General features: G+C 71.4%; 15 protein-coding genes. 7 read left to right on the top strand and 8 right to left on the bottom strand.

The features are described 5' to 3' along the window. Positions 1 to 134 precede the first annotated feature (134 nt). The 5 genes from AB0L89_RS17805 to AB0L89_RS17785 all read right to left on the bottom strand — a co-directional run bounded on the left by AB0L89_RS17805 (position 135) and on the right by AB0L89_RS17785 (position 3,943). Complete coding sequence (locus AB0L89_RS17805) at positions 135 to 344, bottom strand: hypothetical protein (RefSeq protein ID WP_365141658.1); 210 nt, start codon at positions 342 to 344, stop codon at positions 135 to 137. 101 nt (positions 345 to 445) lie between these two features. Beyond that, a complete protein-coding gene (locus tag AB0L89_RS17800) occupies positions 446 to 1,165 on the bottom strand; it encodes an ABC transporter permease subunit (RefSeq protein ID WP_365141655.1) in 720 nt (239 codons plus the stop codon). 11 nt (positions 1,166 to 1,176) lie between these two features. Further along, entirely contained in the window at positions 1,177 to 2,088 is a 912-nt protein-coding gene (locus AB0L89_RS17795) for an ABC transporter ATP-binding protein (RefSeq protein ID WP_365141652.1), read from the bottom strand. Next, positions 2,085 to 2,966, bottom strand: a complete 882-nt coding sequence (locus AB0L89_RS17790) for an ABC transporter permease (RefSeq protein WP_365141649.1) — start codon at positions 2,964 to 2,966, stop codon at positions 2,085 to 2,087. Before AB0L89_RS17790 ends, AB0L89_RS17795 begins: the two co-directional genes overlap by 4 nt. Further along, entirely contained in the window at positions 2,963 to 3,943 is a 981-nt protein-coding gene (locus tag AB0L89_RS17785; protein ID WP_365142020.1) for an ABC transporter ATP-binding protein, read from the bottom strand. The genes AB0L89_RS17790 and AB0L89_RS17785 overlap by 4 nt, the downstream gene beginning before the upstream one ends. A 260-nt stretch (positions 3,944 to 4,203) precedes the next feature. Here AB0L89_RS17785 and AB0L89_RS17780 point away from each other — a divergent pair, with 260 nt between their 5' ends. From AB0L89_RS17780 to AB0L89_RS17755, 6 genes are all read left to right on the top strand, one after another. Then, positions 4,204 to 5,055, top strand: a complete 852-nt coding sequence (locus AB0L89_RS17780; RefSeq protein ID WP_365141646.1) for a M24 family metallopeptidase — start codon at positions 4,204 to 4,206, stop codon at positions 5,053 to 5,055. Next, complete coding sequence (locus tag AB0L89_RS17775; RefSeq protein WP_365141642.1) at positions 5,052 to 6,833, top strand: SDR family oxidoreductase; 1,782 nt, start codon at positions 5,052 to 5,054, stop codon at positions 6,831 to 6,833. The genes AB0L89_RS17780 and AB0L89_RS17775 overlap by 4 nt, the downstream gene beginning before the upstream one ends. Positions 6,834 to 6,925: 92 nt before the next feature. Further along, positions 6,926 to 7,810 carry a metal-dependent hydrolase gene (locus AB0L89_RS17770; RefSeq protein ID WP_365142018.1) on the top strand — a complete coding sequence of 295 codons (885 nt, stop codon included), beginning with the start codon at positions 6,926 to 6,928 and terminating at the stop codon, positions 7,808 to 7,810. Between the two features lie 68 nt (positions 7,811 to 7,878). Next, positions 7,879 to 8,811 carry a MerR family transcriptional regulator gene (locus AB0L89_RS17765; RefSeq protein ID WP_365141639.1) on the top strand — a complete coding sequence of 311 codons (933 nt, stop codon included), beginning with the start codon at positions 7,879 to 7,881 and terminating at the stop codon, positions 8,809 to 8,811. Positions 8,812 to 8,952: 141 nt separating this feature from the next. Further along, the gene (locus AB0L89_RS17760) at positions 8,953 to 9,501 is read left to right on the top strand and encodes an RNA 2'-phosphotransferase (RefSeq protein WP_365141636.1); all 549 of its coding nucleotides are present in this window, start codon (positions 8,953 to 8,955) and stop codon (positions 9,499 to 9,501) included. 60 nt (positions 9,502 to 9,561) lie between these two features. After that, on the top strand, positions 9,562 to 10,023 hold the full coding sequence (locus tag AB0L89_RS17755) for a hypothetical protein (RefSeq protein ID WP_365141633.1): 462 nt from the start codon (positions 9,562 to 9,564) through the stop codon (positions 10,021 to 10,023). Positions 10,024 to 10,042: 19 nt separating this feature from the next. On the opposite strand, the gene AB0L89_RS17750 is transcribed toward AB0L89_RS17755, so the two are convergent. Then, positions 10,043 to 10,954 (bottom strand): LLM class flavin-dependent oxidoreductase, encoded by a 912-nt coding sequence (locus tag AB0L89_RS17750; protein ID WP_365141630.1) that lies wholly within the window; start codon positions 10,952 to 10,954, stop codon positions 10,043 to 10,045. 161 nt (positions 10,955 to 11,115) lie between these two features. Here AB0L89_RS17750 and AB0L89_RS17745 point away from each other — a divergent pair, with 161 nt between their 5' ends. Next, entirely contained in the window at positions 11,116 to 12,036 is a 921-nt protein-coding gene (locus AB0L89_RS17745; protein ID WP_365141628.1) for a Cof-type HAD-IIB family hydrolase, read from the top strand. Positions 12,037 to 12,052: 16 nt separating this feature from the next. Here AB0L89_RS17745 and AB0L89_RS17740 read toward each other — a convergent pair whose 3' ends face one another. Both AB0L89_RS17740 and AB0L89_RS17735 read right to left on the bottom strand, forming a co-directional pair. Next, a complete protein-coding gene (locus AB0L89_RS17740; protein WP_365141625.1) occupies positions 12,053 to 13,093 on the bottom strand; it encodes a peptidoglycan DD-metalloendopeptidase family protein in 1,041 nt (346 codons plus the stop codon). 141 nt (positions 13,094 to 13,234) lie between these two features. Beyond that, positions 13,235 to 14,971, bottom strand: coding sequence for a GAF domain-containing protein (locus AB0L89_RS17735; RefSeq protein ID WP_365141622.1), 1,737 nt, complete (start codon positions 14,969 to 14,971; stop codon positions 13,235 to 13,237). Between the last annotated feature and the right edge of the window lie 219 nt (positions 14,972 to 15,190).

Below are 15,190 nucleotides of genomic sequence, written 5' to 3'. Positions count from 1 at the left end.
GCCGGCTCCTCTCCCGGTAGGTGGGCGCGGCCGCTGATTCGGCCGTCGCGCTGACATCAACCACTCTGCCCGGCGCGGCAGTTCACCGCCACCGAATTAATCCGCGGCGCGGGGCGCCGGTGCGTTCCGCGGCCCTACTTACGCCGCCACCTGCGACGACGCGAGCGGCTGAAGAACCATCCCGCCGGCGGATCGTCCGAGCGCCAGGGCTGCGGCTCCGGCGCTCCGCTCCGCCGCCACCGCTCGGTCAGCATGCGCGCCCGCGCGGACGGCTCCTCCGTCTGCGCGGACCGTACGAAGTCCTCGTCCAGGACGACGTCGTCCCAGTCCTCCTTTGATGCCATCGCGGCACCTCCTCGGAATCAGCGCGCCCACTGGCGCACCCTCCCACCAGTGTGCTGATGGGAGGGTCAAGACACCGTCAAGACGGACGCGGGGTCATCGGCTACTCCTCCCCGGCCAGCGTCAGCGACCGCAGCTTCTGTCCCGCGTACCAGGTGGCGAGCACCGTGACGGCGACCAGCAGGACCGTCGCGAACGGCAGGCCCACGTCCGAGGTGATCAGGTCGCCGTCGCCGACCTTCTGGGCCACGGCGAGGGACCACTGCTGCACGCTGAGCGTGCGCGCCCCGGCGACCAGGGAGCCGAAGAGGGCCTCCCAGACCAGGGCGTAGACGAGGCCGAAGACCACGGCGTGCCGGGTGACCGTGCCCAGGAGCAGGAAGATCGCGGCGTAGGTGATGGAGGCGACCAGTGCCGCGATGGTGTAGGCGATGGCGATCTGCTGGCCGTTGCCGTTCAGGATCATCCCCGCGATGAAGGTGGGGATCGCGGAGAACGCCATGGTCACGGCGATGGCGACGGTCAGCTTGGTGATGATGATCGTGGGCCGCTTGACCGGCTTGGACAGGAGGTAGACGACGGAGCCGTCGTCGATCTCCGGGCCGATGGCGCCGGTGCCCGCGATGACGCCGATGATCGGCACCATGGTGGCGAGGGCGAAGCCGCCCAGGACGTCGACGGCGACCTGGTCGTCGGCGCCGCTGAACGCGCGGACCGCCGCGGCGATGACGATCAGCAGGACGGGCAGGGCGAAGAGGATCAGTGCCCGGCGGCGGCCGAGCAGGGCCCGGTAGGTGAGCCGGGCGACAGTGGGGTCGTACACGGTGGCTCCCTTCAGGCCGCGACGAGGTAGGAGAAGACCGACTCGAGGGACTCGTCCGAGGGCGAGACCGTCAGCAGCCGGATGCCGTGGTCACGGGCGACCCTGGGCAGCAGCGCGGTGAACCGGCCGAAGTCGACGGCCTGGATGCGCAGCGCGCCCTCCTTGAGGTCGACCTCGATGCCGGCGGTGGACGGGTCGGCGATGAGCGCGGCGGCCAGGGCGCGGTCGTCGCTGGAGCGGATCAGATAGCGGTGGGGCCGGTCGGTCATCAGCCGGCGGATCTTGCGGAAGTCGCCGCTGGCCGCGTGCCGTCCGGCGACGATCACCTCGATGTGCGAGGCCAGTTGCTCGACCTCTTCGAGGATGTGCGAGGAGAACAGGACCGTGCGGCCCTGGTCGCCCATGCTCCGCAGGAGGTCCATCAGCTGCATGCGCTGGCGCGGGTCCATGCCGTTGAACGGCTCGTCGAGCAGCAGCACCGAGGGGTCGTGGACCAGGGCGGAGGCCATCTTCACGCGCTGGCGCATGCCCTTGGAGTACGTGGAGATCTTGCGGTCCTGCGCGTACTCCATCTCGACCGTGGCGAGCGCCTGCTGGGCGGCGCGTTTGTCCAGGCCGTGCAACTCGGCGTTGGCGACGACGAATTCGCGGCCGGTGAGGAAGTCGTACATCGCCTCGCGCTCGGGGACGATGCCGATGTCCTTGTAGATCTTCTCGTTGCGCCAGATCGGCCTGCCGTCGAGCGTGACGCTGCCCGTGGAGGGGGCGAGGAAGCCGCCCATCATGTTGATGAGCGTGGACTTGCCCGCGCCGTTCGGACCGAGGAGTCCGGTGACTCCCGGGGCGATGTTCATGGTGATGTCGTTGACGGCCACCACGTTCCCGAACCAGCGGGAGGTGTGGTCGATGTTGATGGTGGTCACAGCCCGACCTTCCGGTAGCGGCGCATCATGGCTCCGTAGCAGCCGGCGATGAGGCCGAGGACGACGAGTACGTAGACGACGCCGACGCCGGCCGAGGGGCCTTCCCCTCCGGGGAAGGCGGAGGTCGCGCCGAGGAAGGCGGTCTGCACGCCGTCGATGAGCGTGATCGGCGAGAAGAGTCCGAGCCAGGCGATGGCGCCGGTGCTGCCCTGTTCGTAGGCGATCGCCTGGACCGTGGACACCGCTCCGTAGGTGATGGTCAGGACGGCGATGACGGCGGCGATGCCGAAGCCGCGCCGGGGTGTGATCGCCGAGATGACGAGCGCGATGCCGGAGAAGAGGAGCGAGAGGAGCGCCACGGAGACCAGGCCCTGTCCCAGTCCCTTGGTCTGGTCGGCGAAGTCGAGCTTGGCGAGCAGCGCCCCCACGTAGAGGACGAGGAGCGGCGCGGCGGTCAGCACGAAGAGGGCCGAGGTCAGGGCGGCGAACTTGGCCAGGACGTAGTCACCGCGCTCGATGGGGCGCGAGAAGTAGAGCGGCACGGTCTTGAAGCGCAGGTCGCGCGAGACGGTCTGCGGTGCCTGGGAGGCCAGGAAGAGGCTGATGACGGCCTGCAGCACGATGGCGTAGCGCGTGTAGTCGAGAGGGAGGTCGTTGGCCTTGGTGGCCACGGCGACCGCCACCATGATCGCCGCGGGCACGCACATCACCGCGAAGAGGATCATGGGCAGGACCTTGGACTTGGCCGAGCGTCCGAGGCCGTAGGCGCCGCGCAGGCTCTGGGAGAAGAGCGAGCGGCGGGCGTAGGCACGGCCGAGGCGGGGGCCGTCGTAGTCGCGGTACCCGATGTTGTGGATCCGGGTGGATTCGGTGCTCATCGCGTCCCGCCTCCCTTCTGTGCGGCGGGGACGGGCTCCTGGCGTGCCGCGTCCTGGTCCTTGAAGACCTCGGCGATGTGGTGCCTGCGCTGTTCCATCCGGACCAGGCCGAGGCCGAGGTCGGCGACGAGGTCGCGCACGAGGTCGTACGTCTCCTCGCCGTCGGCGGTGAGCAGGATGGTGTGTCCGGCGCCGGGCAGTTCGCCGCCGGTCTCGGTGCCGATGCCGCGGAGCCGCAGGGCGTCCCGCAGCGCGCGGGTGCCGTCGGGGTGTTCGTCGGTGTCGGTGACCTCGACGGCCAGCGTCGTGGTGGTCTGGGTGAAGTCGGTGGTGGAGCTGGACCGCAGGAGCTTGCCGCCGTCGATGACGACGACGTGGTCGCAGGTGCGCTCCAGCTCGCCCAGGAGGTGCGAGGTGACCAGGACCGAGATGCCGAAGTCGGTGTGGACGCGGCGGATCAGGCCGAGCATCTCGTCGCGCCCGACCGGGTCGAGGCCGTTCGTCGGCTCGTCCAGGAAGACCAGCTGGGGGTCGTGGACGAGGGCCTGCGCGAGCTTGACCCGCTGCTTCATGCCGGTCGAGTAGCCGCCGATGGGGCGGTACCGCTCCTCGTAGAGCCCGACGTGGCGCAGGGTGTCCGCGGTGCGCTCGCGGGCCGCGGTGGGCGGCAGGCCGGACATGCGCGCCATGTGGACGACGAACTCGGTGGCCGAGACGTCGGGCGGCAGACAGTCGTGCTCGGGCATGTACCCGACGCGCTCGCGGATCTGGCCGCCGCTGGTGGCGACGTCGAGGCCGAGCACGGCGGCGCGGCCCTCCGTGGCGGGGGACAGACCCAGCAGGATCTTGATCAGTGTGGACTTGCCGGCTCCATTGGCCCCGACGAGTCCGGTCACACCGGGCCCGATATCCATGGAGAGCCGGTCAAGCGCGGTCACCCTCGGGAACCGCTTGCTCAGGCTTTCGGTCGCGATCACAGTCACGATTCGACGGTAGTGGCGCAGGCCACACCGGTCGTCAGACCACGGGCTTGCCCTGCCCTCACTCTGGAGTATTACGGGCCCGTAGGGGTCGTTCCGAAGTCGACCCCTGGGGGTTCTTCCTGACCTGTCCCGCGGTGTTGCGCAGAACCCTTGACGCAGCCGCCGAGCATTGTCACATTCATCAGTGTCAAGTTACGGACGCGTACGGCGATGAGCCGGACACGGCGAGGACCGGACTCGGGACGGACGGTGGCATGACCGCAGCAGGTGCAGGCGAACTCTCCGCGGAGCTGCGGGGGTTCAGAGAAGTGCAGACCCTCGCGTACGCATGCGCGGAGGCGGTCGCGGCTCAGCTCAAGCCGGGTGTGACGGAGCGCGAGGCCGCGCGGATGCAGCGCGAGTGGCTGCGCGAGCGGGGCGTGCGGGACTGGTTCCACCTGCCCTTCGCCTGGTTCGGGGACCGCACGGCGTTCGTGAACTTCCGGATACCCCTGCAGTTCTTCCCGACCAACCGCAGGCTGGAGCCGGGGATGCCGTTCATCCTCGACATGGCGCCGGTGTACAAGGGCTTCACGGCCGACATCGGGTACTCCGGCTGCCTCGGCCTCAACCCCGTGCACGACAAGCTCCTCGCTGACCTGGAGGCGCACCGCGAGCTGATCCTGCGCGAGGTCCGCGAGCGCCGCCCGCTGCGCGAGATATACGAGGACGTGGACCGGCTCATGGTCCGCCAGGGCTATGCCAACCGCCACCGCGCCTATCCGTTCGGCGTCATCGCGCACAAGGTCGACCGGGTCAAGGAGCGCCGACTGACGCCGCACCTCTTCGGGTTCGGCACCCAGTCGCTGAAGGGCCTGGCGAGCGACGCGATCCACGGCCACCGGGACGGCTGGTCCCCGCTGTGGTCCCCCTACAAGTTCTCCGACCACCCGCCCCGGCCGGGGCTCTGGGCGGTCGAGCCGCACCTCGGATTCCGGGGTACGGGCGCGAAGTTCGAGGAGATCCTGGTCGTCACCGACTCCAAGGACCCCGAACAGAGCGCGTTCTGGCTGGACGACGATCTGCCGCATGTGCGGCGCTGGGCTGAGGAGAGGGCCGCCGCATGACGACCGGTGCAGTCGCCGAGAAGATGAAGGACGCGCGCGAGCGCTGGGTGCGCACGGGCGGGGTGGAGCTGTGCGTCGCCGAGCTGGGCGACCCGGACCGGCCCACGGTCCTGCTGGTGCACGGCTACCCGGACTCCAAGGAGGTGTGGACCGAGGTCGCCGAGCGCCTCGCGGACCGCTTCCACGTCGTGCTGTACGACGTGCGGGGGCACGGCAGGTCCACCGCCCCGCGCCCGCTGCGCGGCGGCTTCACCCTGGAGAAGCTGACCGACGACTTCCTGGCCGTCGCCGACGCGGTGAGCCCGGACCGGCCGGTGCACCTGGTCGGGCACGACTGGGGCTCGGTGCAGTCCTGGGAGTTCGTCACGGTCAAGCGGACGGAGGGCCGCATCGCGTCCTTCACGTCCATGTCGGGCCCCTCGCTCGACCACTTCGGGCACTGGATCAAGAAGCGCATGTCCCGGCCGACGCCCCGCAGGGTCGGCCAGCTGCTCGGCCAGGGCGCCAAGTCCTGGTACGTGTACATGCTGCACACCCCCGCGCTCCCCGAGCTCGCCTGGCGCGGCCCGCTCGGCAAGCGGTGGCCGAAGATCCTGGAGCGCGTCGAGAAGGTCCCGGCGGGCGACTATCCGACGCCGTCGCTGCCGCAGGACGCCGCGCACGGCGCCTGGCTCTACCGGGACAACGTCCGCGCGCGGCTGCGCAGGCCCCGCGCCGACGCGTACGCCCACGCGCCCGTGCAGCTCATCACGCCCTCCGGCGACATCTTCCTGTCCGAGCGGCTCTACGACGAGCTGGAGCTGTGGGCGCCGCAGTTGGTGCGCCGCACCCTGCCGGCCAAGCACTGGGTGCCCCGCACCCGCCCCGACCAGCTGGCCGCGTGGATCGGCGAGTTCGTGACGGCCAACGAGGACGGCATACCCGCCAAGGACACCCTGGCCACGGGCAAGCACGCGGACCGCTTCGGCGGCCAGCTCGTCCTCGTCACCGGCGCGGGCAGCGGCATCGGGCGGGCCACCGCCTTCGCGTTCGCCGAGGCGGGCGCCCGTGTGGTGGCCGTCGACCGGGACGCGGAGAGCGCGGCCCGCACCGCGGAGATGTCCCGCCTGATCGGCGCCCCCGAGGCGTGGGGCGAGACGGTCGACGTGAGTGACGAGCAGGCCATGGAGAAGCTCGCCGAGAAGGTCGCCAGGGAGTACGGCGTCGTGGACGTCCTGGTGAACAACGCGGGCATAGGCCTCTCCGGCTCCTTCCTGGAGACCAGCGCCGAGGACTGGAAGAAGGTCCTGGACGTCAATCTGTGGGGCGTCATCCACGGCTGCCGCCTCTTCGCCCGGCAGATGGCCGAGCGCGGCCAGGGCGGCCACATCGTCAACACCGCGTCGGCGGCGGCGTACCAGCCCTCCAAGGCCCTGCCCGCCTACAGCACCTCGAAGGCCGCCGTCCTGATGCTCAGCGAGTGCCTGCGCGCGGAGCTCGCGGACCAGGGCATCGGGGTCTCCGCGATCTGCCCCGGCTTCGTGAACACGAACATCACGGCGACGTCCCGCTTCGTCGGGGTCGACGCCGACGAGGAGAAGCGCCGCCAGAAGCGGACGTCCCGGCTGTACGGCCTGCGCAACTACCCGCCGGAGAAGGTCGCCGACGCCGTCCTGCGCGCCGTCGTCAGGAACCAGGCGGTCGTCCCGGTCACCCCCGAGGCCCGCGGCGCCCACCTCATGTCCCGCTTCACTCCCAAGGCCCTGCGCGCGATAGCCCGATTGGAGCCGCCGTTGTGAGCACGGACGAGAGCGCCGGACCGCACCCCGAGGAGCCCCCGCCGACACAGCACACGCCCGCAGAGGGCACAGCCGCCGAAGAGCACTACGCGATCGTCCCGCGCCGGGTCTCGTTCGACTGGGACGCGACCCCGCTGCACTGGATACCGGACGAGCCGACCGCCACCCACGTCATCAACGTCCTGCATCTGCTTCTCCCGGCGGGGGAGCGGTGGTTCGTGAAGGTCTTCAAGGAGGGCCTGCCGCTGATCACGGACCCGGTGCTGCGACAGGACGTGAAGGGGTTCATGGGACAGGAGGCCACGCACAGCGTGCAGCACGCGCACGTGCTCGACCACCTGGCGGCGCAGCACCTGGACACCACCGCGTTCACCAGGTACGTCGACTTCCTCTTCGAGAAACTCCTGGGCGAGCGGCCGCCGTTGGGCGCTCCGATACCGACGCAGGAGTGGCTGCGCTTCCGTCTGTCGGTCGTCGCCGCGATCGAGCAGTTCACGGCGGTCCTGGGGAACTGGGTGCTGGAGGCCGAGGGCCTCGACCGCGCGCGGGCCGACGAGGTCATGCTCGACCTGCTGCGCTGGCACGGCGCGGAGGAGGTCGAGCACCGCGCGGTGGCCTTCGACATGTACCGGCACTGCGGCGGCGAGGGCCTGCCCCGGTACGCCCGCAGGGTCGCCGGGATGACGGTCACGGCCCCCGTGATGCTGTACCTGTGGATCTGGGGATCGGCGTATCTGATCCGCCACGACCCCCAACTGGCGGGCCGCTTGCGGTACTCACTGACCGAGCACAACAAGGCGGTCGCGAAGGGCCTGCTCCCCACCTGGCGCGAGATCGGATCGGCGCTGCCCCGCTATCTGCGGCGGTCGTACCATCCCTCGCAGGAGGGCTCGCTGCGCAGGGCCGTCGCGTATCTGGCGCAGTCGCCCGCGGCGCGGGCGGCGGCGGGCGCGGTGGGCCGGGCGGCCATCGCCTGACGGGGAACGGTCCCGACGGCCACCACGCAGTACGGCAGCAGCACGAGGCAACACGGAGGACGGGCAGCGTGGAGTACCGCATCGAGGACCTGGCGCACCACAGCGGCGCGACGGTCCGCACGATCCGCGCCTATCAGGACCGCGGCCTGCTCCCCCGCCCGGAGCGGCGCGGCCGGTCCAATGTGTACGGGGAGGCGCATCTGGCGCGGCTCCGGCAGATCGCCGACCTCCTCGACCGCGGGTACACCCTGGCCTCCATCAAGGAGCTCCTGGAGGCCTGGGACGCCGGCCGTGGCCTCGGCGGGGTGCTCGGCCTGGCCGCGGAGGTGGACGGTCCGTGGACGGACGAGAAGGCCGACCGCATCACGCGCGCCGAGCTGGACGCGGCGTTCGGCGGCACCTCGGACGACGCGGCGGTGGCCGACGCGGTGGCGCTCGGCGTGCTCGAACCGATGGCGGGGCGCGAGGACGAGTTCCTGGTGCCGAGCCCCCAAGAGCTCTCCGTGGCGGTGGAGTTGCACGCGGCCGGAGTTCCGCTGTCGGCCATCTCGGGCCATTTGCGGGAGTTGAGGGGACAGGTGGAGCACATCGCTTCCCGTTTCCTGGAGTTCACGACGGAGCACGTCTTCGCCCGCTATCTCGGAAATCATCCGCCGACGGAGGCGGACGCGGCCGAGGCGGCGTCTCTCGTCCGCAGACTCAGGCCACTCGCCCAGCAGTCGGTGGACGCCGAACTGGCGCGCGCCATGCGTATGTTCGCCACCCAGCACCTCCGGCAGCACCTGGCCCCCGAAGAGCCCCGGCAGCGTGCGGAAGAGCCGCAGAGCGTGGTGCTTCCGGCGTCCACAATGCGGGCTGTGCAGGCCCTTGTTGGTGAGGGCAACGCGGCGGCGTTCATCGCGGCGGCCACGGAACGGGAAGTACAGACACGGACATTGGACTCACTTACGACAACTCACCGCAATAGCGAAACAGTTGACCAAATACCGCCAACCGCCTGAGAGTTGTCCACAGAATCGCCAATTAGCCTGTGGATAACTGGACTTGGCTGTGGATCAAACCTGTGGACCGAAATTCATGGATGAAAACTCGGTGGACGAAAATCGAGTGCGCGGAAAACGGAACACCGGGACGCTGGCGTCATGAAAGACCCTCATGAACAACGCACCGTGAAGGTGTCGAAGTACCTCTCGAAACACCTGCGCCATCAGCCCGAGCGGATCGGCCTCACCCTCGACGAGAACGGCTGGGTGGAAATCGACGCCCTCCTCGCCGCGGCCGCCGCGCACCGCTTCCCCCTCACCCGGTCCGAGCTCGACCACGTGGTCGCCACCAACGACAAGCGGCGCTTCGCCGTCGAGGGCGGGCGCATCCGGGCCCAGCAGGGGCACTCCGTCGACGTCGACCTCGGCCTGCCCCCGGCGACCCCGCCCGCGTACCTCTACCACGGCACCGTCGCCGACCGGCTGGCCGCGATCCGCGCCGAGGGGCTGCGGCCCATGAACCGGCACGCCGTGCACCTCTCGCCCGACCGCGAGACCGCGACGCGCGTCGGCGCCCGGCGCGGGCGGCCCGTCGTCCTGCCCGTCGACGCGGGCGCCCTGCACCGCGACGGCCACGTCTTTCGCGTCAGCGGCAACGGCGTCTGGCTCACGGACGCCGTCCCGCCCGCCTACCTGCGGTTCTCCTGACCGCGTCAAGCGACCTGGCCCGGCTTTCCCCACCTGCGCTGACCAGGCATGATCGGCCGCATGGAGCATCTGCACAGCACCGAGGCCGCCCTCACCGCCCTGCGCGAGCTCGCCCGTGAGTACGACCGGGAAATCACCGTCTCCCACGACATCGGCGCCGACCGGACCTCACGCCGCACCACCGCGGGTCTCGGCGTGACGACGGACCCCGACGGCTCGCTGCCGCACGAGGCGTACGTCGAGTTCGGCGGCTCGCCCCGGATCTCGGTGCGGCTCTACCCCGACGACAAAGACGCCGACGCCGACGCGCTGATCACCGTCGAGGGCGTCGAGTGCCACGACATCCCGCGCGACTCCGTGCCCGCCTTCGTGCGGTCGGTCCTCGGCGGCCTCGCGTACGTCAAGGGCAGGCGCTTCCCGCCCGGCTACCGGCTGGTCGTGCCGCTGCCCGGCGACGAGACGTACAAGGAGTACATCCCGATGGTCACGCTCACGCCCTGGCTCAGCGGCCGGGTGCGCTGAGGCGCGGGCGTCCCGGGCCTCAGCCCAGCTGCCCGAGCGCCTCCGTCGCGATCCGCTCGAAGACGCCCTGATCGGTGGCGAAATCGGAGTCCGGGATCGGGGCGTGCACGACGATCTCGGTGAAACCGAGCTCCGCGTGCCGGCCCGCGAAGTCGACGAAGGCGTCGACGGACTCCAGCGGACCGTTGCGGTCCGGGGTGAATCCGGTCAACAGGATCTTGTCCAACTCCGAGGGGTCACGGCCGATGTCCGCGCACGCCTTGCCGAGCTTCTCGACCTGCCCGCGGATGGCCTCGCGCGACTGCTCGGGCGTGCCGTTCTCGAAGAGCCTCGGGTCGCCGGTGGTCACCCACGCCTGCCCGTACCGCGCCGCCAGCTTCAGCCCGCGCGGGCCGGTCGCCGCGACGGCGAAGGGCAGCCTCGGCCGCTGCACGCAGCCGGGGATGTCGCGCGCCTCGGTCGCGGAGTAGAACGTCCCCTCGTACGTCACCGAGTCCTCGGTCAGCAGCCGGTCGAGCAGCGGCACGAACTCGCCGAACCGGTCGGCGCGCTCGCGCGGCGTCCAGGGCTCCTCGTCGGCCCGGAGCAGCGTCGTGGCGTCGAAGCCGTTGCCACCGGCGCCGATGCCGAGCGTGATCCGCCCGCCGGAGATGTCGTCGAGCGAGATGAGTTCCTTGGCGAGGGTCACGGGGTGCCGGAAGTTGGGCGAGGTCACGAGCGTGCCCAGCCGCAGCCGCGAGGTGGCCGCCGCCGCGGCGGTCAGCGTGGGCACCGCGCCGAACCACGGCCCGTCGCGGAAGGTGCGCCAGGACAGGTGGTCGTACGTGTACGCGGTGTGGAAGCCCAGCTCCTCGGCGCGCGACCACTGCTCACGGCCGCCCTCGTGCCAGCGACGGACGGGAAGAATCACGGTGCTCAGGCGCAGGCTCATGCCTCAGAGCTTACGGCGGGCACCAGGGGTCCCGCCGGTCGTGGGGGCGGGCGCGGACATGGCCGAACAGCGGCCGAGCACTGGCACGGATGAGGCTCAAAGGCACTCAGATGTGCGCCCCAGCGCACGGTCGTGCAGGCATATGCGGGACAATCGACGGCGTGACCTCAGCTACCCCAGGGCCCCGACCCCCGGCCGCCACCGACCCGGCTCCCCCCGCCCCGTCCGGCTCGCGCCCGCGGCCCCGGCTGATAGCGACGGACCTGGACGGCACGCTGCTGCGCGACGACAAGTCGGTCTCCGACCGCACGGTCGCCGCGCTCGCCGCCGCCGAGGAGGCCGGCATCGAGGTCTTCTTCGTGACGGGCCGGCCGGCCCGCTGGATGGACGTCGTCAGCGCCCACGTCCACGGTCACGGCCTCGCCATCTGCGGCAACGGCGCGGCGGTGGTCGACCTGCACGGCGGTCCCGGCACCCACCGCTTCGTCAAGGTCCGCGAGCTGACGCGGGAGTGCGCCCTCGACGTCGTCCACCGGCTGCGCGCCGCGGCTCCGGGCACGTCCTTCGCGATCGAGCGGACCGGGGGACTGCACCACGAAGAGACGTATCCGCCGCTGCACATGGAGCCCGGCGAGAGCGTCGCGCCCGCCGAGAAGCTCCTCGCCGAGGTCCCCTCGGACCCCGCCGTGGCCGAGCAGCCGGTCCTGAAGGTGCTCGCCTTCCACCCCGGCCTCGCGCCCGACGAGTTCCTGGTGCTGGCCCGCGCGGCCATCGGCGACCGGGCCACCGTCACGCGGTCGAGCCCCAGCGCCCTCCTGGAGATCAGCGGCCCCGGCATCTCCAAGGCGAGCACCCTGGAGCTGTGCTGCGCCGAGCGCGGCATCACTCCGGAGGAAGTCGTCGCCTTCGGGGACATGCCGAACGACATCGAGATGCTGACCTGGGCGGGTACGTCGTACGCGATGGGCAACGCCCACCCGGACGTCGTCGCCGCGGCCTCCGGCCGTACCGTCGCCAACAACGAGGACGGCGTCGCGGTCGTGATCGAACGGATCCTGGCGGAACGCGCGCAGGGCCGCTAGGGCGAGCGCAGGGCCCTCACAGCCTGACGCCCCGCTCGGCCAGCCACTTCCTGGGGTCCACGCCCGAGCCCAGATACGGCGTCAGCCGGGTCTCGAAGTGCAGGTGCGGACCGGTCGAGTTGCCGGTCGTGCCCGCCTGCCCGACCCACTGGCCGGTGCGCACCCGGTCGCCCTGGTCGACGGTGACGGCCGCGAGGTGCGCGTACTGCGTGAAGTACCCGCCCTTGTGCCGCACCACGACCTCGATGCCGAAGCCCCCGCCGCACGACACGCTCTCCACCCGGCCCGCCCCGACCGACCGCACGGGTGTCCCGATGCCGACCGCGAAGTCCTGCCCGGTGTGCCGGTGGGCCCAGCGCGCACCGGCGCTGTCGAAGCCCGCCGACAGTTCGTAGGTCTCCACCGGCGTGACCCACGCGCGCGTGGCGGCCGTCCTCGGCTGGTCCAGGCGGACGGCGCCCCGGCACTTGCCCGCGGCGACCGACGCGTCGGCCTCGCCCTGCAGGGACCAGCGCGCCGACTCCAGCTTCCGCTCGATGCCGCGCTTCAGCTCCTCCAGGCGTACGTTGCGCCGGTCCAGGGAGCGCTTGGCCCGTGCGGCCCTGCCCTGGGCCGTGGCGAGCCGGGCCGCGGCCCGCTGGGTCTTGGCGACGGCGCTGTTGACGGCGAGGTCCGCCTGCCACAGCACCTGCTTGCCGCGCATCAGGGCGTCGGGGCTCTCGGCGAGGAGGAGCTGCGCGGTGTAGGGGAGGCCGCCGCCGGTGCGGTACTGGGCGCGGGCCATCCGGCCCAGGTCGCCGTGGAGCACCGCCACCTCGTGCCGCTCCCTGGCGAGGAGTCGGTCCAGTTTCCGGACCTTCTTCTTCTGGATGCCGGCCGCCCGACGGCCCTCTTCGTAGCGTGCGGTCGCGGCGGAGGCCTCTTCGTAGAGCCGTGCCACGTCGGCGCTCGCGCTCGGCCCCTCGGAGGCGGTGGCCGGCGGCGTGGGGCCGAGCAGCGCGCACAGGAGCACCGACACACTGACGAGCGGGTGCGGACGGCGGAGGCTCAGGCACATGTCACGGATCGTTGCCCGCGACGGCGGTGGGGTTCCTGCGCGACTCGTGCACTCGGGGGGCACGGTGCCCCGTACGGACCATGGGCGTACCGCCGAACGGCGTCCCCTGGGGTCAGCCCGGCGCAGCGCCCGCCGAAGGCCTCAGTAAGGCGCCTCCCACACCACCGTCGTGCCGCCGCCCTCCTCGCCGATCCCGGGCCCGTACCAGCTGTCGCCGCCGAGCGACTCGGCCCGCCGCTTGAGGTTCTTCAGGCCGCTGCGCCGACCGCCCTCCGCGATGCCCACGCCGTCGTCGGCGACGGTCAGGCGCACGCCCTGCTGCCCGTCGGGGAGGACCACGGTCGAGTCGACGACGACGTCGATGCGGGCGGCCTGCGCGTGCCGGAACGCGTTGGACAGGGCCTCCCGGAGGGCCGCGATGAGGTTCTTTCCGGTCAGTTCGCCGACGACCGTGTCGACGGGGCCGACGAAGTGGTGCGTGGGCTTGAAGCCAAGAGGGACGGCGGCCATGTTGATCTCGCGCAGGACGCGGGTGCGCAGCCCCGAGGGCGCCTCGGCGGGGCCCTGTTGCAGCGCGAAGATCGCCGTACGGATCTCCTGGATCGTCACGTCCAGCTCGTCGACGGCCCTGCCGACGCCGACCTGCACCTCGGGCACCACCGACCGGCGCTGGGCGCTCTCCAGCATCATCCCGGTGGCGAAGAGCCGCTGGATGACGAGGTCGTGCAGGTCCCTGGCGATCCGGTCGCGGTCCTCGTACACCGCGAGCCGCTCCCGGTCCCGCTGCGCCTCGGCCATCATCAGCGCGAGCGCGGCCTGCGAGGCGAACTGCGTGGCGAGCGTCCGCTCGGCCTCGCTGAACGGCCGTGCGCCGCGCGCGCGTGGCGTCACCAGCGTCCCCAGGACCCGGCCGTCGCTCTGCAACGGCAGCATCATGACGGGGCCGTAGCCGCGCGCGAGGTCGGTCATGATGCGCGGGTCGGTGGCCGCGTCGTCGATGAAGACGGACTCCCCGTCGAGGAGGTCGGCGACGATGCGGCTCTCCGGAGGCACGATCACGCCGAGCGCGCCGCTGGGCTCGTCCGAGGAGACGGCCACGATCTCCATGCCGCCCTCCTTGTCGGGCAGCAGCACGATGCCGGCGGCCGAGTCCGCGAGGTGCCTGGCCTGCTCGGCGACGACCGCGAGCGCGTCCTCGGCGTCGCTGCCGGACAGCAGGGCGGTGGTGACCGCCACGGAGCCGTCGATCCAGCGCTCGCGCTGCTTGGCGGCCTCGTACAGGCGGGCGTTCCCGATGGCGATGCCCGCCTCCGTGGCGAGGACGCGCACCATGTGCACGTCGTAGTCGTTGAACTCGCCCCCGCCCCGCTTCTCGGTCAGATAGAGGTTGCCGAAGATCTCGCCCTGGACGCGGATCGGTACGCCGAGGAAGGTCCGCATCGGCGGGTGGTGGGGCGGGAAGCCGCACGAGCGCGGGTCGGCGGAGAGGTCGGCGAGGCGCAGCGTCCTCGGCTGGTGGATGAGGGCGCCGAGGAGCCCCTTGTGGCCGTCGGGCAGGCGTCCGATCCGCTCGGCGGACTCCTTGTCGATGCCGTGGTAGACGAAGTTGGAGAGCCCCTCGCCGTCCTCGGCGACGACGCCGATCGCGGCGTAGTGGGCGTCCGCCAGCTCGGCCGCGGTCTCGCAGATGCGGTCCAGGGTGGTGTGCAGTTCGAGTCCGGTGCCGACCGACCTCATGGCTTCGAGCAGTTGGGGCACCCGTGACGTCAGCTCGGGCGAGAGACCTTGGAGGCTGCGGGTCGCCCGCGCCGCCGCCTCCACCGAGTCCGGCGTGCCGTCGGGGAGCGGGGAATCGGCGGAGGCCGAGGGTGCTGACATGCCTTTGAGCCTAGTAAGTCCTATTTGCAGGGGAAAGTCGAGGCCACGACCGACCCGCCCGCGGGCCAGCGGCTTCGTGAGCAAACCGACCCGCCCGCGGGCCAGCGCCTTCGTGAGCAACCGGACCACGGCGGACTCGGTGGAAGCGGCGGCGCGGGCGGCCACGACCAGGCGCCGGCCGAGGCGGCCCCGCGTCACCCGGCGTCCACGGGGAGAACG

It is taken from the genome of Streptomyces sp. NPDC052114, from assembly GCF_040680155.1.
Classification (GTDB): domain Bacteria; phylum Actinomycetota; class Actinomycetes; order Streptomycetales; family Streptomycetaceae; genus Streptomyces.
Note: the sequence above shows the minus strand (reverse complement) of the source record. Positions and strands in the feature narration are given on the sequence as shown.

Excerpts from the sequence above, each read along its gene's own strand:
- AB0L89_RS17805 (WP_365141658.1), bottom strand. The coding sequence starts at position 344 with ATGGCATCAAAGGAGGACTGGGACGACGTCGTCCTGGACGAGGACTTC.
- AB0L89_RS17790 (WP_365141649.1), bottom strand. The coding sequence starts at position 2,966 with ATGAGCACCGAATCCACCCGGATCCACAACATCGGGTACCGCGACTAC.
- AB0L89_RS17780 (WP_365141646.1), top strand. The coding sequence starts at position 4,204 with ATGACCGCAGCAGGTGCAGGCGAACTCTCCGCGGAGCTGCGGGGGTTC.
- AB0L89_RS17775 (WP_365141642.1), top strand. The coding sequence starts at position 5,052 with ATGACGACCGGTGCAGTCGCCGAGAAGATGAAGGACGCGCGCGAGCGC.
- AB0L89_RS17760 (WP_365141636.1), top strand. The coding sequence starts at position 8,953 with ATGAAAGACCCTCATGAACAACGCACCGTGAAGGTGTCGAAGTACCTC.
- AB0L89_RS17755 (WP_365141633.1), top strand. The coding sequence starts at position 9,562 with ATGGAGCATCTGCACAGCACCGAGGCCGCCCTCACCGCCCTGCGCGAG.
- AB0L89_RS17750 (WP_365141630.1), bottom strand. The coding sequence starts at position 10,954 with ATGAGCCTGCGCCTGAGCACCGTGATTCTTCCCGTCCGTCGCTGGCAC.
- AB0L89_RS17740 (WP_365141625.1), bottom strand. The coding sequence starts at position 13,093 with ATGTGCCTGAGCCTCCGCCGTCCGCACCCGCTCGTCAGTGTGTCGGTG.
- AB0L89_RS17735 (WP_365141622.1), bottom strand. The coding sequence starts at position 14,971 with ATGTCAGCACCCTCGGCCTCCGCCGATTCCCCGCTCCCCGACGGCACG.